This window comes from Paucibacter sp. M5-1 (genome assembly GCF_027498415.2).
Lineage (GTDB): Bacteria > Pseudomonadota > Gammaproteobacteria > Burkholderiales > Burkholderiaceae_C > Roseateles_E.
Genome location: NZ_JAPZLM020000001.1, coordinates 2348187 through 2362706, shown reverse-complemented (window position 1 = coordinate 2362706; position 14520 = coordinate 2348187). Strand labels below are relative to the sequence as shown.

Genomic DNA, 14520 nt, shown 5'->3' with positions numbered 1-14520 from the left:
TACTGGCCGATCGACGTGGCAGCTTGAACGGCAGCCTCAAGTACCGACCTGAGTTGGTACCAAGTCGATCTCGAGGTGCGGTCTTCCGCGCTGCGCAGAGCCCCCGGAAAAGGGGCGACCGATGATCGAAGTCAGACGAGCTGATGATCGCGGCGTGATCGAGCGGCATTGGTTGAGTTCGCGCCACACGTTTTCTTTCGGCCACTACTTCGATCCCAAGCAGGTTGGGTTTTCTGACTTGCTCGCGATCAACGACGATCGCGTGATCGGAGGCCGTGGCTTCGAGCACCATGCACATCGCGACGTAGATATCTTCTCCTACATACTCGAGGGAGCACTGCAGCACAAAGACACGCTGGGAAATGACGTCACCATCAAATCGGGTGAAGTGCAGATGATGAACGCAGGTACGGGAATCGCCCACAGCGAGCTCAACCCATCGTCTACCGAAGGCGTGCACTTCCTGCAGATTTGGATCCAGCCGGAGCGGAGCGGTGCATTGCCCCGTTACCAGAATGCCCAGTTTCCACAGACCGGCAAGCGTGGGAAACTCAAACTGGTTATCTCCCCAGATGGTCGGGACGGATCGGTGAGCACCTATCAGGACGTCCGTGCCTACGCGGGGCTGTTCCATGGAGCCGAGGCGGGGGTGCTAGAGCTACCGAACGACCGATATGCATATGTGCACGTAGCCAGAGGAGCCGTCTCGATCAATGGCTGCTCGCTGAGAGATGGCGATGGAGCTCGAGTTCGAAAGGAGACAAGGTTGGTCGTCTCGGATGGGAGCGACAGCGAGATCCTGATCTTCGACTTGAGGCCACACGAAACGCCGTAATCTAAATGGCTGCCGAACACACCTTGATGGACAGGGCCCGAGGAACTGATCTGACCAGTTGCCATTGCCTTCGCCCGCTGCTTGGAAGGAAAGATACCGGCCATTCGCCGGACCTCAGGCAACAACGCCTGGCTGATTAACCAGACTTCAATGGGGGGCTCATGCTTGCCAATACTTCATTTACCCAGTGGTACAGCCAGAGCTGCCAAGCGGAGTACCTGCGGACTATCAAGTCTCCCGGCGGGATTCTCGGCATGGCTGACCTGTCGCGACCTGCTGGCGACATGTCGCATCCGCCTTTGTCTGATCTTGCTTTGTACCAAGACCAGCTCGGTGGCAGTCGCGTGACCGGAAATTCGGGCGGTGGGAGCTTCAATGTGAGGAGCGAGCAGGGAGCGTTTTTCCTTGCTGCGCCGAACTTCGCTAATACGATCACGGTCGACACGACTCACCAGCTTCGCAGCTTATCCTTCCCGCTCTTGCACTGGCAGCAGGTACTTGATGAAGCAGCCAACGGCCAGTTCTCAGTCGAGCGCCTGCAACTCTACAAAGGGTTCTTTCATTCGGCGGTCATTCGATCAGCACTCCAGAATCTTTGGGTGTTGTGTGACGAAGACGGAACTCCGTCACGTCTGCTCGTGCGGGCCGCAGGGTGCGAAATTCTGGCCGAGCTCTGCCGGCTCAGTGGCGCACCGTTCGCACCGGCGAATGGCGGCCTTGCCCCTTGGGCCAAACGGCGCTGCCTTGAACTGATGAGGGCTCGACTGTCAGAGGATCTCTGCCTTGAGGAACTGGCTGCGGAGACTGGCCTCTCGCTCTTCCATTTTGCGCGCATGTTCAAGCAAAGCGTTGGTGTGCCACCCAGGGTCTATCTCACGCAGCTAAGGATGGAGAGGGCAAGCGAACTTTTGCGATGCACCGAGCTATCTATCACGGAGATCGCCCAAGAGGTCGGATACTCTTCCAGCCAAGTCTTGGCGCGAATCTTCATCAAGCACTATCGCAGAAGCCCCTCTGATCATCGCCGCTTGGTTCGCATTCAAGCGCGCTGATGCACCAATGAGAGCTCACTCCGTCATGGGGTGACGTCTTAAGGGCTGGCTGCGTCGCAGCCTGTTCCAGTCGCGCTGAAGCAAACGGGGTTAGTTCAGATTCGCCGATCCGTCGGTAGGCAACTCGCTGCATCGAGGCTAGAAGACGCACCACTCGCAGTCCACTGCGAACACATCGAGCCGCAAGATTGGCATCATCGGCGCAATGCCTGCAACGCACAAAGACCGATAGCCCGCGAGACTTCTCCACATCGCGCGGCACGGGCCGAGCATGAACCCTCTGGAGAGAAAAGTGAGCAGCAATCAATCAGGTAACGCCGTAGAACTAGGCCGTGCGGATGCAGCGGGATTCGACGTCATCATTGTTGGTGGCGGTTCCGCTGGCGCGGTTTTGGCCAATCGACTGAGTGCTGATCCGTCTCGTCGCGTCCTATTGTTGGAGGCGGGCAAGTCCTATCCACCGAACGCGTATCCCGACCCGGTTCGCCGCCAAGATCTGGTGGGAGGAGATCCGCAACATGACTGGGGCTTCCAAAGCGAGCCTGGTGTGTTGGGCAGGCGGCTGCAGCTGAACCGAGGCAAAGTGTTGGGCGGCTCGTCGGCCATCAACGGCGCAGTCGCGATACGACTGCCGAAAGCCGATCACGACCGTTGGATCAAGGCACATGACCTCGGTGCATTGGATTGGCAGGGCGCGCAGGAGTTTTATCGTTCGCTGGAGCGAACCTCCGGATTGGGCGGTCAAGGCAGCGACGGCCCGTTCCCCATCCATCAGCTCGGCGACGAAGAGTTGTCAGACCAGCACCGCGATTTCGTCGCCTCGGCCCTGGCTGCCGGCTACAAGCGCACTCAAGGATTCGCGACCGCGCAGCCGCTCGGCGTGGGCCCATACGTGATGAACACTCGCATGGGGGTGCGGCTCAACACCGGAATGACGCTTCTGAGTGACATCGTGCGTGCTCGGCCCAACCTGACCATCCGCGACGAGACGCTGGTCGATGCGGTCGTGGTGAGGCAAGGACGTGCCCAGGGGGTCCGGCTGGCGGACGGCACCGTTGTATCGGCTGGCGAAGTGATTCTGTCGGCTGGCACCTATGTGAGCCCAGCCATCTTGATGCGTTCGGGCATCGGCCCTTCCGAAGTGCTGCGTGGTCTCGACATTCCTGTCGTCTCCGAACTGCCTGTCGGTCGCCGTCTGCAGGACCACCCGCTGGTTCCCACCGTGTGGTCCATCCGAAAGGAAGCGGTCGGCCTACCGTACGCGCCCATCGGCGCCATGCTGTGGACGTCGTCTCGCCAGGCAATCAATGGCGAAGCCGACCTGAACATCAGCACCGCACCAATCCCCGAAGGAAGCCAGCCGCCCCAAGGCGCGATGTTCCTGTTGTTCGCAGCGTTGGTGAGGCCGCGTTCCGTTGGTTCGCTGAGCATTGCCAGCCGCGACCCCAATGCAGCACCCGTAATCGATCTCGGTTTCCTCACGGATGATGGCGACCGCGAGCGCCTGGTCGATGGCATCGAGATGATTCGCGACATCGCGCGCCAACAACCCTTGGCCGACATCGTGAGCGAGGAACTGGCGCCTGGTCCGGCGCATGGCGACCGAGCTGCCATTTCCGCAACGCTGACGGCCACCGTGCAGAGCTATGCGCATCCGACTTCCACCGTCCCCATGGGCGGACCGCGCGATGCGGGAGCCGTGGTGGATATCGACGGGCGGGTGCGTGGCATCCATGGCCTGCGCGTCGTTGACGCCTCGGTGTGGCCGGACGTGCCGTCCGTCGCAACGGGGTTTCCCACCATGATGCTGGCCGAACGCATTGCGGCCGGCATGGCCTAAGCAGAAGACCGGATCGGCAACTGCGGTTGCGGAGTCTGTATCGACGCCCGGGCGTTTGCCGCCAGAGCGCAGCCTTCTTTCCACTCGCTTCAACGCGGAGAAACGCACATGCAGCAAGCATCTCTCGATGGCACAGCCACACCTTCTTCCACCGGTCTCGCCGACACGCCGGCCGCACCTCAACTGCTTAAACGCGCACTCGACACCTTTCTGGCGAAAGACATCAAGGGCTGGGCTCAACTCTGCAATGAGAACGTCGTCGTTGAGTTCCCCTTCTCGCCCGACGAGGCGTCCAGAAAGCTGATCGGCCGTGCGGCCATCTATGAGTACCTCAAGGACTATCCGAGCGTCATCGATCTGCAGCGCGCGCCCACCATGACGATCCGCGCAACTGACGACCCCGACATGGCGATCGCCGAGTGGAGCGTGTCCGGCCGCGTCATCAGCAATGGCAATCCTTATGAGATGAGCTACGCCACGTTTGTGACTTTCAAGGATGGACTGATCGTCAGCTATCGGGAGTATTGGAACCCGATGGCCTTCATGGCCGCGATGAACGGCACGATGTTCTGAGACGGACCAATGGAGTTGTTCATGAATTCACTATTTGACCGCAAGGTGGTCAAACAACTAACTGCCCTGGCATTGGCGATCACTGCCACCGTGGCCGATGGCGTCGAAAACGGTGCCCCCATCACACCATTTGGCGTGAACAACTTCGGCGCGGGAATGCTGCCGCCGACTTCCGTCGACTTGGCGGTGGGCGTCCGGCTTTCTGCCTACAGCGCTGACGAGTTGCGCGATACGAACGGCAAGCCATCCGCAGTCCGCGCCAAGTTGAAGGTCAACAGTGCGGCACTTGCGCTGGTTAAGACCACAGACATCTCGTTGCTCGGCGGGGAGTACGGGTTCTCTGCCGTGATCCCGTACCTGGACATGAGCAACCGCCTGACGGTGCCTGCACCGACAGGCGCGCAAAGCCTAAATGGCAGCAGCAGTGCGCTTGGCGACGTGACCCTTGTGCCGGTGATCGTAAAGTGGACACCGTCGAGCCGGCTGTTTGTCAATGGCCGCTTGGAGCTCCAACTGCCCACCGGGTCTTACAGGGCCGACCGCCTCATCAACACCGGTGCCAACCACTGGACGGTGTCCCCCGCGCTTGCCTTCACTTGGATCAGCGCAAATGGACTAGAAGTCTCTTCCAACATACAGCTGAACCTGCATGGGAAGAACAAGGACACCCAGTACCGATCAGGCACCGAGTACCAGCATGAGTTCGCTGTGGGCCAACACATGGGCCCCTGGGTGCTCGGACTGGGCGGCTACTTTTACCGACAGGTCAGCGACGATAAGTTGGGCGGCGCCAGATTTCAGGATGGCAATCGCGCGCGCGTGACTGCTTTGGGGCCTGCCATCAGCTTCTTCAACCCGGGCTCGAAATTGCCGCAGCTGACAGCGCATTTTTACAAGGAGTTCGATGCGCGCAATCGAGCGCAAGGCAAGCAATTCGCTGTACGAGCATCCTGGTCGATGTGACCTCCTGCGGGTTCGATTCCCGAGAAGCCGACTCTATGCGTACGCCGCGCGGTGTTCTCCAAGAGGAAGAAAACATGAACCAACTCAACCTGCGTTCAGTGCCGACGTTTCTGATGTGCGTGAGCTTATGCAATAGCAACAGCACGTCGTTGCGCGAAGACCAGCGCTGTCGAAGTCGATCCCGCGCTGCTGCCTATCGGGACTGAGCGTGGTTTCTCTGTCAAGACCCACAACCCACAAGGAACACATCATGTCTATCGGAATCATCGGCGCTGGCGCTCTTGGCTCAAACTTTGCCAGAGCGCTCGCAAAGAGTGGGATCTCGGCCACTATCTCCAACAGCCGCGGGCCTGACTCTCTCGTTTCATTAGTCAACGAGCTCGGAACCTCGATCAAGGCAGGCACCGTACAAGAAGCCGCCAGCGCTGACATCGTGCTGGTCGCTGTCCGCTGGGTCGACGCGGAACGTGTACTGGACGGGCTGCCTGCGTGGAATGGCCGGATCGTGATCGACGGAACCAACCCTGTAGAGTTCATCGACCCTGCCTCGCCGGATGCGAATGATCCGACCAATCCACTAGCTGTGTATGGCATCAAAGCGGTGGATCTGGGTGGAAAGCATTCGAGCCAAATCATTCGGCAGTTTGTGCCCGGCGCCAGATTAGTCAAAGCCTTCAACGACCTTAACGCCGATGGGCTGCTGCAACCGGCGGTGGCTGGGGGACGGCGTGTGTTGTTCTATTCAGGTGACGATGCTGACGCCAAGATCCAAGTACGCCAGGTCATTGATGCAAGCGGCTTCTTCCCGGTTGATCTCGGCGCACTGGATGTTGGCGGGCCGCTCGCCTCGCTGAATGGTCCGCTGTCAGCGCACAACTTCGTCCGTGTTTCATGAGCCCCGGGAGCACTGAATGTGATGGTCCGCCGCTTGCCAATGCGGCTGGCCCTCGCGAGCTGATCGCAGAAGTTCGGGATCATCGCAAGAGAGCAGCGTGGCAAGGGTGCCACTTTGGTGTTGTTCGACGGAAGGCGCACTGTTTCAGCATCGCCTTGATCCGTTAGCGCGCTGGCCTGATCGCGATGATGGCCTAACGCGTCGAACTGAGCATCGCGCCGTCGTCCAGTCGGAGTAGCAGGGTCCTTACAACCAATGCATGGAAATGGATGAACAATATGAACCAACTTAGCCAGAAGGAAGTTGCGGCCGTGGTCAGCGCCCGCCCGATCATCTATCGGACGCGAGGCACCACCCAAGGGCCCATCAGTCGGCTGATGAGTCCTGGCGATCTGGGGCAGATCCTCAAGCCCTTCGTATTCCTTGATCTGTTCGACCTCGACCTGCACGATCCGCGGTCGCAGTTCTCGGTCCATCCCCACTCGGGTCTTGCGACGATCACGGTGCTCGCTGACGGCGACCTGCACTTCGATGACCCCGCTGACGGTTCAGGGTATATCGCATTCGGCGGCTTCGAGTGGATGCGTGCCGGCGGTGGCGTGTGGCACGGCAAGGAGATGTCCGCAGGGAAGTCGCCAAGGGTCAAAGGCTTTCAGCTGTGGATCGCTCTGGATCCTGAGCTTGAGCATGAGACGGTCGAAAGCCAGTATGTCGAGGCGCATTGCGTGCCGACGACCGGGCCGGCCCATGTGATCTTGGGCAGCTACGGCGGCGTCAGTAGCCCGGCGAGATCACCCCACGGCGTTACTTATTTGCTGGTCAAGCTGCGCGCGGGTACGCGTTGGACGTTCGTCCCGCCCGAGCAGCAGACGGTGGCTTGGCTTGCGGTTGCAAGTGGAGGGCTCAGAGGGGATGTGGCGGCACAAGCGGGCGAGATGCTTCTGTTCGAGAAGTCCGCGCAACCCTTTTCCATTCAGGCGAATCGCGATGAAGACGCGGTGGTCGTGATCGGCAGCGCAGTCCCGCATGCCCATGAGCTCCACCTGGGGCGCTACTCGGTGCACACCTCGGCGGAGTCGCTATCCACTGGGGAGGCCAACATCGAGCGCTTGCGCAAGCTGCTCGTCACCGCTGGTGATCGCAGTTTATTGAGCGGGAGCGTTCCGGTATTCAAGGGCTGATCGGTCGACGCCAGCGCGCGTACCGACGGGCTTTCTGTAGATTCATCGAAAGAGACAGCAATGATCCTGAGATTTCTGATTGCATTCATGGCCATGCATGGCCTGACCAGTACCTGGGCCCAGCCCAAGCAAGAGACGTCTGGTGCAGATCTGATTGTGCATAACGCGAAGATCTTCACCGGCAACCCGGCCCAGCCCGAGGCGTCCGCACTGGCCGTCAAGCACGGGCGCATCTATTCGGTCGGTTCCGATGCGCAGATGCTCGAACTGAAAGGTGCCGGCACGAGAGTCATTGACTCGCGCGGTCGCCGGCTCATCCCGGGCATCATCGACGCGCACACGCATGTGCTCAACGAGAGCGGTTTCAACTACACCGTGCGGTGGGACGGCGTGCCGACGCTGCGTCGCGCACTGGAGATGTTGAACGAGCAGGCCAAGCGAACGCCGGAAGGCCATTGGGTCAAGGTGATTGGCGGGTGGTCCCCCTACCAGTTCGAAGAGAACCGGTTCCCCTCCATGGACGAACTGCGCAATGCCGTGCCGAACCGGCCGTTCATCGTGCAGTACGCCTACAACCGTGCCTTCATGAACCAGCAGGCAATGGACGCGTTCGGCGTGGGCACCAGCCGGTTTCCTGAACTGCCTGGCACCGAATTCGAGAAGGACGCCCAAGGGCGGTACACGGGAGTGGTGCATGGTCACACCTTCACGTTCATCGCCATGGAGACCATGGTGCCGCAGCCGTCTTTCGACGACGAGGTGAGCTCGCTGATCCATACCATCCACGGCCTGAACCGCTTCGGCATTACCTCGGCCATCGACGCGGGAAACCGGGGCTATCCCAAACTGCAGGCCAACCTGGCCGTCCTGGCCCGCGACAACCGACTCAACGTGCGCATGCCTTTCGTGGACATGCAGTTCGGCGACGGCACCCCCATGAACATGGTTGAGGCGCAGATCCGGGCCATCACGAGAACAGCGCCGATCAGCCCTGGTCATAACCTGCATGCGAACCTGGCGCATGGTCATGTCTACCGGGGGGCTGGCGAAGTGCTCTGCCTCGATGTGCACGACCACGAGAACTTCGACCGCCCGGCCGTCATCATCGAGCCAGAGAGGATGCGGCAACTGGTGGAGAAGGACGTGGCCCGGTTGGTCCAACGACGCATTCCGTTCCGCCTTCATATAAGCTACGACGAGAACATCACACCGTTTCTCGATGCGCTGGAGAAGCTGAACGAGAAGACGCCGCTGCAAGGTCTGCGCTGGAGCATCGAGCACGCCGAAACCATCAGCTCTGCCAACATCGCCAGGGTCAAGAGGCTCGGTGGCGGCATCGCCTTGGACACCAAGATGGCCCTGCACGGCGACGGATTCATCAAGACCCACGGCCGCGACAAAGCGTTGCTCACACCCCGCCTACGTGAGCTCATGGACAGCGGCATCCCGCTGGCCATGACCACCGATGCATTCCGGGCCGCCTCCTACAACCCCTGGGTGGGTATTAGCTGGATGGTGACGGGTAGGGCGGTGTCCGGCACCGAAGTGCTGGCCAAAGACAATCGCCTGTCTCGCGCCGAAGCGCTCGATCTGTTCACCCGCAGGCCAGCATGGTTCATGAATGCCGAATCCGAGATGGGCCTGATCGCTCCCGGCCACCTGGCGGACTTCGTGCTGCTGGATCGCGACTACTTCACGGTCCCGGAATCACAGATCAAGTCCGTGTCTTCGGTGTTGACTGTCATGGATGGCCGAGTGGTGTTCGGCACGCAGGACTACGGCAGGCTTTCGCCAGCATTGCCCGAGATCCTCCCCGGCTGGTCACCCATCAAGCACTTCGGCGGCTACTACGGCGCTCGGTGAGCTGAGGTGCATCCACCATGCGTGCGACATTCATCTCCCTTTGTATCTCAGCCTCACTCTGCGGCTGCGCATCGCCGCCACGCTCACCAGCCAACGTCCCGCTACTCGCCGGCGTTCCGGCAAACATGGATCGCCCGCAAGACATCGTCCAGGATTACACCGTCGCGCTTGCCTTCTCTGGCGGAGGGCTCAGGGCCTCTGCGTTTGCCGCGGGGGTGCTTGAAGGTCTGGCCGAGACAAAAACCCCGCGAGGCGACCTCCTCGATCAGGTGAGCTTCGTGAGTTCTGTCTCTGGGGGATCTCTGACTGCGGCCTACTACGGGCTCTACGGGCGCAAGGGCCTGGCAGACATCAAGTCCCGCGTCCTCAAGCGGGACTTTGAGGCGCGGATGAATCTGAGCCTCGTCTCGCCCGCCAACTGGGCCAGGCTGTTTGGCGGCGGCCTCAACGACCGCTCTAACTTCGCGGAGGTGCTGGACGCCGAAGTCTTCGGGGGGGCAACGTTCGGGGATCTCTATGCCCGGCGGAATGTGGATGTGTGGATCAACGCGACCGACCTGTATCACCGCACAAGCTTTCCTTTCCTGCCGGGCCTATTCAATGCGCTGTGTTCAGACATTCGGTCTTACCCGATCGCTGATGCGGTCGCCGCGTCGATGGCAGTGCCGGTCGTCTTCAAGCCAACGGTGCTGAAGACTTTTGCGGCGGGATGCCCCACCGCCGAGGCTGCATTCGTCGAGCCCACTTTGTCCAGCTTGTCAACGCCGCGGCTCGTGCGATCCATTGCAGAGGCCATGCACAGCTACCGGGATGCTGACGGACCTGCTTTCGTCAAGCTGGTCGACGGCGGCGTGACAGACAATTTCGGCTTGTCCAGTATCTTGATTTCACGCGCTTTGGCGAGCAACGCCTACAGTCCAATGACCGCTAAGGATGCGATCCGTGTCCGGAAGCTGCTGTTCCTCGTTGTGGACGCTGGCCGCGGACTTAGCGGGACCTGGAACCGTCAGTTGGAGGGACCGGGGGCTATCGATTCCGCGATGGCCGCCACGGATGCCGCAATTGACGCGGCCGCACGACTGGCAGCCTTCTCCTTTCAGGCCGCGATGGAGAAGTGGAGGGATGCTCTTGTCCTGCATCGCTGCAGTCTCAGCGCCGAGGCGCTGGTAGCGCTGGGCGGCGTTCCAAAAGGATGGCGCTGTGATGACGTCGAATTCCTGGTCGACCTTCTCAGCTTTCAGCACGTAGAGCCGGCGACTGCGGCTCGGGCTCGTGCCATCGAGACACGTTTGAAGCTTTCGGAACAGGAGATAGAGGTCGCAATGGACGCGGGACGTCAAGCGGTTCGTCGATCAGAGATTACACACTTCTTTGCTTTTGGCGTGGATCAGCAGTAACTGCTCACCCCTTCAGCATGCGCCGGGCGCGCTGCAGGTCCAACGTGTCGAAACCTTCCGTGAATCGACCCAATACACCACTCAACAACCCTTCGGCCTCCGCTCTCCGATTCTGACGCAGCCAGCTTCCAGCGAGGCTGGTGGCGGCTCTCAGTTCCCAAGAATATGCCTTTGATTCTTGTGCCGAGCGGAGCGCGCGCAGGAACCACCGCTCTGCCTCATGCGATGCGGCGCCTTGGCGGAGCAACTTCTCACCCTGCGCCCGAAACACCTCCGGCGCGCACCAAGGACATTGACCGGCCTCAGCTCGAATCAACGCATCCCCCTCGAGCAACTCATCGCTGACTGTGGCCATCACTTCGGCGTGGTGCGGCCCGAGGATTGGGTAACGCCTTTTAGGCACGACTACACCTTCGGCGCCAACAGCCAAAGCATCCTTGTAGGCCTGAGCCCAGGTCTCCCAGAAAATAAGGCGTCGATCCCTCGCTACTTCCATCAACTCATTGGCCTCCCGTTCCAGATCCAACCAACGGCCACACCAAAGCAATACCGCGCACTGTCCGAACAGGGTGAAGCAAAGCGTCACGGCATGTTGCATCGACCTCGCGGACTGCACAGCTCCCGCTGCGACCTCAAGCGCTTGATCGGGGAGTCCTTGTATCCATAGAGTCCGGGAAAGGAATGAATTGATTGCCGCACGGGGATCGGGCTGGAAAGCATTCAGTGCGCCGCTCTGCGCAGTCCGGTGGATGATTTGCAAAGACGCAATTGCTGCGTTTCTCGACGCCTGCTGGTCACCCATAAGATGCAAACAAACCTGCATCATGTGCCCGCTTTGAATCTCAGCTTCGGATCCGGATCCAGAGGGTGTCAACGCTGCGTGCCTTTGAGCGAGATCGAGCGCTGCACCATAGCTTCCTGATCCGCACCGTTCCACACACAGCCCCCACAGGGCCATCCTTTCGAAGTCAACGTCTCGCAGTGCTCGCGCGAGGTCGTACGTTCGTCCGAATACCTGCGCCACCTCGGAGACCGATCCCCCGGTGTACCAGTAGACAAGGCCCAGTGCATGCCAAAAGCGCATAGCGGTAGCGTCATGCTGTAGAGGAAGCTCGGAAGCTCTCTCGAGCACCTCCTCAGCCCTTGCTCGGTACTCACTAATTAGAGATCGCTGAAACCACACTGAGGCGGTAACGGCGAGAAGGCGCATGGCAAGCCCGGGATCTCTTAGGGTGGAGAAGCTTGCCTGTACCGCGATTTGGATGTCGTCGATCCAACGTCCATGCGACGTATCTCTGAAGCCGGCATCAAGCGGAGACCCTGCTTCCAAGCCCTCAAAAATGCTGCACACGTGCTGCGCATGACTTCGATAAGCCGCCGCTAGATCACCCGAGTGCCTGAGCTTGTCGAGCGCGTAAGCTCGAGTCATCTCGAGCAACCGATAGCGAGCAACGTCAGCACACGAGTCGATCGTGATCAGGGATTTGAGGACCAACTCATCAATGGCATCGCAGCTGTTGGCCGACAATTCGTCTTCGCAAACCGCTAATGCGGAGTCGAAAGAGAAGCTGCCTGCAAAGACTGAGAGGCGCATGAGCACTGACTTCTGAGTCTCGGTCAGTAGCTCATAGCTCCATTCAATGGCAGCACGAAGTGTCTGTTGCCGTGGTAACGCAGTCCGTCGCCCCTTGGTGAGGACCGCAAAACTGTCTTCCAAGCGCAACGACAGTCCGCGAACGCCCAGTTGCTCTACTCGGCCAGCAGCAAGCTCGATAGCAAGCGGAATGCCATCAAGGCGCCAACATATTTCAGTGACATATGGCACGTGCTCATCCAGGAGCTTGAACCCCGTGAAACTCGCCGCCGTGCGCTGAGTAAAGAGCTGCACCGCAGCAAATGCAGCTGCCTGCTCAGCCGTCAGCGGTCCCGAAGCCGGCGGTAGCTCAAGCGACGCTAGTCGGAAGACATGCTCTCCTGGCGCACGTATCGGTTCTCTGCTGGTGGCCAACAGGTGTACGCCAGGCGCAGAGGCAAGTAGGGCTTCGACTAATGTGGCCACAGCCTCCACAACATGCTCGCAGTTGTCGAGCACGATCAACATCTGCCGACCCGCCAATAGTCCTGCCAGGTCGCTCGCATCCACAATGGGCTGCGAAGACTCTCCAATGGCGTTTGCGCACGCGCTGGCGACGTGACGCGGCTCGGTCAGCGGTGCGAGATCGACGAAGCGTGCGCCGTCCCGATAGACAGCTGCGAGTTGCGTCGCCGCAGCGACAGCAACCGTCGTCTTGCCGACGCCTCCCGCGCCAACGATGGTGACCAGGCGATGCTCCGCAACCATGGAACTGACATCCCGGATCGCTTCGTCCCGGCCAACAACCCTGGTCAGCAAGGGCGGTAAAGGACTGCGCACAATGTTCAGCTTGGGCCAGGTGGTGTTCACGCTGTGGACTGCCGTTGTCAAGACTTCGCCAATGAATGAATAGCCCTGGCCAGGTACATTGACAATGAAGCGTTGGCCGTCTCCGTCATCACGCAGCACCCGCCGAAGAGCGGCGATATGAACACGCAGACTGCCTTCATCGACGATGACATTCTTCCAAACACGTGTGATGAGCTCGGAGCGGGGCACGACCGACCCTGCAGCCTCAATCAGAACGATCAGTAGATCCAACGCACGCCCGCCAACGCACACCGGCGAGTCACCGTCGAGCAACAAACGCTGCCTCGGAAGAAGGGTGAACGTTCCGAATTGCCATGCTTGAGGCTGCATCTCGCCAGTATCCTGAGTCGCCGCCACCAGCAGTGGAAGCCCAATTCCGTCTCCGCTCTTGACAGACCATGATCAATGGCGTCCCAGAGCTCCAATCGCTCGAAACTAGGCCACTCTGCGCCTCGTTTGTTTGTGCGATATGCGATTGTCGCCTGCCTGCGTAGGCTTGGGGGACGTGGGGCCTTGGACTGTACGCTGTCATACCGCTGTGCCCTTGAGCAGAGCGTGTTGAGCTACAGCCTAGATACTCTTTGCAAGCTCCAAACCGCCTGTATTCCAGCACTCAATGCTGAAGGAACATAATCCGGGCACGCACGTCACGATCAGTTACGCGGTATGCACTTGTATCCGTACGAGGAGCCACGCCAACGCTGAAACACCGCGGGCGTGTCATCCGATGTATTCGGAAACTCCGCAACTGAGCCTCAACGGAACTCACGATGGCAAAAAATCTAAAGCAACTGCTCGCACAGATTGAAAAACTGCAAGACCAGGCCGACGCGCTAAGGCAGAAGGAACGATCGGATGTGATTGGGCGCATCCAGGAAGCCATCGCGCATTACGACCTCACGGCCGAAGAGCTCTTCGCCAAACCGGTCAAGGAGATCAATACAAGTGGAGCCCGTAAGGCAAAGGGCGGTAAGGCGGCGAAGGTCTCAATGGTAACCGGCAAGGCCAAGTATCAAGATGGCAAGGGGCGTACCTGGACGGGGCGTGGCAAGCGCCCAAGCTGGTTTGTCGCAGCCATCGAAGAAGGCAAGACTGCTGGTTCTATGCTCGTCAATCCAGAGTAGGCAGAGCGAGCCCGTCCTCGTGCCGGCGCCATTCGGTGGCGCCACGGTCCTCGGGGCGGACCACTGCGGCGCGGCCCGTTCAGGCGGTGCAGCACACCGAGACTTTCTAAACCGACGTTGCAGAACCAGTCTTGGCGCCCGCGCGGCGGCTGGGTCGCGCGGACGCGCTGGTAACAGTTAATCGGGCCAGCGCTGGCTTCGGCTCGATGGCTCTGCAGCCTTTGAGAAGCAGTAGGTGGCGTGACCTACCCATCGACAGTGACGCGAGGTCAGGTAGGCAAAGACTATTGGCAGGGCACGGAGGCCTGTGCGGATCTTGAGCGAATCGGAGATTGACAGCTTCGCAGCCGCGTC

General features: G+C 60.1%; 11 protein-coding genes. 10 read left to right on the top strand and 1 reads right to left on the bottom strand.

Annotation, left to right across the window (positions count from 1 at the left end):
* Positions 1-121: 121 nt before the first annotated feature.
* From O5M90_RS11020 to O5M90_RS10980, 9 genes are all read left to right on the top strand, one after another.
* On the top strand, positions 122-835 hold the full coding sequence (locus O5M90_RS11020; RefSeq protein ID WP_269838540.1) for a pirin family protein: 714 nt from the start codon (positions 122-124) through the stop codon (positions 833-835).
* A gap of 161 nt (positions 836-996) precedes the next feature.
* On the top strand, positions 997-1887 hold the full coding sequence (locus tag O5M90_RS11015; RefSeq protein ID WP_269838541.1) for an AraC family transcriptional regulator: 891 nt from the start codon (positions 997-999) through the stop codon (positions 1885-1887).
* Positions 1888-2179: 292 nt separating this feature from the next.
* The gene (locus O5M90_RS11010) at positions 2180-3727 is read left to right on the top strand and encodes a GMC family oxidoreductase (protein ID WP_269838542.1); all 1548 of its coding nucleotides are present in this window, start codon (positions 2180-2182) and stop codon (positions 3725-3727) included.
* A 108-nt stretch (positions 3728-3835) separates the two neighbouring features.
* Positions 3836-4300 (top strand): nuclear transport factor 2 family protein, encoded by a 465-nt coding sequence (locus O5M90_RS11005; RefSeq protein ID WP_269838543.1) that lies wholly within the window; start codon positions 3836-3838, stop codon positions 4298-4300.
* Between the two features lie 21 nt (positions 4301-4321).
* On the top strand, positions 4322-5263 hold the full coding sequence (locus O5M90_RS11000) for a SphA family protein (protein WP_269838544.1): 942 nt from the start codon (positions 4322-4324) through the stop codon (positions 5261-5263).
* A gap of 250 nt (positions 5264-5513) precedes the next feature.
* A complete protein-coding gene (locus tag O5M90_RS10995; protein ID WP_269838545.1) occupies positions 5514-6158 on the top strand; it encodes an NADPH-dependent F420 reductase in 645 nt (214 codons plus the stop codon).
* 269 nt (positions 6159-6427) lie between these two features.
* Complete coding sequence (locus O5M90_RS10990; protein WP_269838546.1) at positions 6428-7339, top strand: pirin family protein; 912 nt, start codon at positions 6428-6430, stop codon at positions 7337-7339.
* Positions 7340-7399: 60 nt separating this feature from the next.
* Complete coding sequence (locus O5M90_RS10985; RefSeq protein ID WP_440402021.1) at positions 7400-9202, top strand: amidohydrolase; 1803 nt, start codon at positions 7400-7402, stop codon at positions 9200-9202.
* A 17-nt stretch (positions 9203-9219) separates the two neighbouring features.
* Positions 9220-10599: a patatin-like phospholipase family protein gene (locus O5M90_RS10980; protein WP_440402020.1), complete on the top strand. Its 1380-nt coding sequence runs from the start codon at positions 9220-9222 to the stop codon at positions 10597-10599.
* 4 nt (positions 10600-10603) lie between these two features.
* On the opposite strand, the gene O5M90_RS10975 is transcribed toward O5M90_RS10980, so the two are convergent.
* Positions 10604-13372, bottom strand: a complete 2769-nt coding sequence (locus tag O5M90_RS10975; protein WP_269838550.1) for an ATP-binding protein — start codon at positions 13370-13372, stop codon at positions 10604-10606.
* A 440-nt stretch (positions 13373-13812) separates the two neighbouring features.
* Here O5M90_RS10975 and O5M90_RS10970 point away from each other — a divergent pair, with 440 nt between their 5' ends.
* The gene (locus tag O5M90_RS10970; protein WP_269838551.1) at positions 13813-14166 is read left to right on the top strand and encodes an H-NS histone family protein; all 354 of its coding nucleotides are present in this window, start codon (positions 13813-13815) and stop codon (positions 14164-14166) included.
* The last annotated feature ends 354 nt before the right edge of the window (positions 14167-14520 follow it).

Coding starts and splice junctions, on each gene's coding strand:
- O5M90_RS10975 (WP_269838550.1), bottom strand. CDS start 13,372: ATGCAGCCTCAAGCATGGCAATTCGGAACGTTCACCCTTCTTCCGAGG.
- O5M90_RS10985 (WP_440402021.1), top strand. CDS start 7,400: ATGATCCTGAGATTTCTGATTGCATTCATGGCCATGCATGGCCTGACC.
- O5M90_RS11015 (WP_269838541.1), top strand. CDS start 997: ATGCTTGCCAATACTTCATTTACCCAGTGGTACAGCCAGAGCTGCCAA.
- O5M90_RS10980 (WP_440402020.1), top strand. CDS start 9,220: ATGCGTGCGACATTCATCTCCCTTTGTATCTCAGCCTCACTCTGCGGC.
- O5M90_RS10995 (WP_269838545.1), top strand. CDS start 5,514: ATGTCTATCGGAATCATCGGCGCTGGCGCTCTTGGCTCAAACTTTGCC.
- O5M90_RS10970 (WP_269838551.1), top strand. CDS start 13,813: ATGGCAAAAAATCTAAAGCAACTGCTCGCACAGATTGAAAAACTGCAA.
- O5M90_RS11000 (WP_269838544.1), top strand. CDS start 4,322: ATGAATTCACTATTTGACCGCAAGGTGGTCAAACAACTAACTGCCCTG.
- O5M90_RS11020 (WP_269838540.1), top strand. CDS start 122: ATGATCGAAGTCAGACGAGCTGATGATCGCGGCGTGATCGAGCGGCAT.
- O5M90_RS10990 (WP_269838546.1), top strand. CDS start 6,428: ATGAACAATATGAACCAACTTAGCCAGAAGGAAGTTGCGGCCGTGGTC.
- O5M90_RS11005 (WP_269838543.1), top strand. CDS start 3,836: ATGCAGCAAGCATCTCTCGATGGCACAGCCACACCTTCTTCCACCGGT.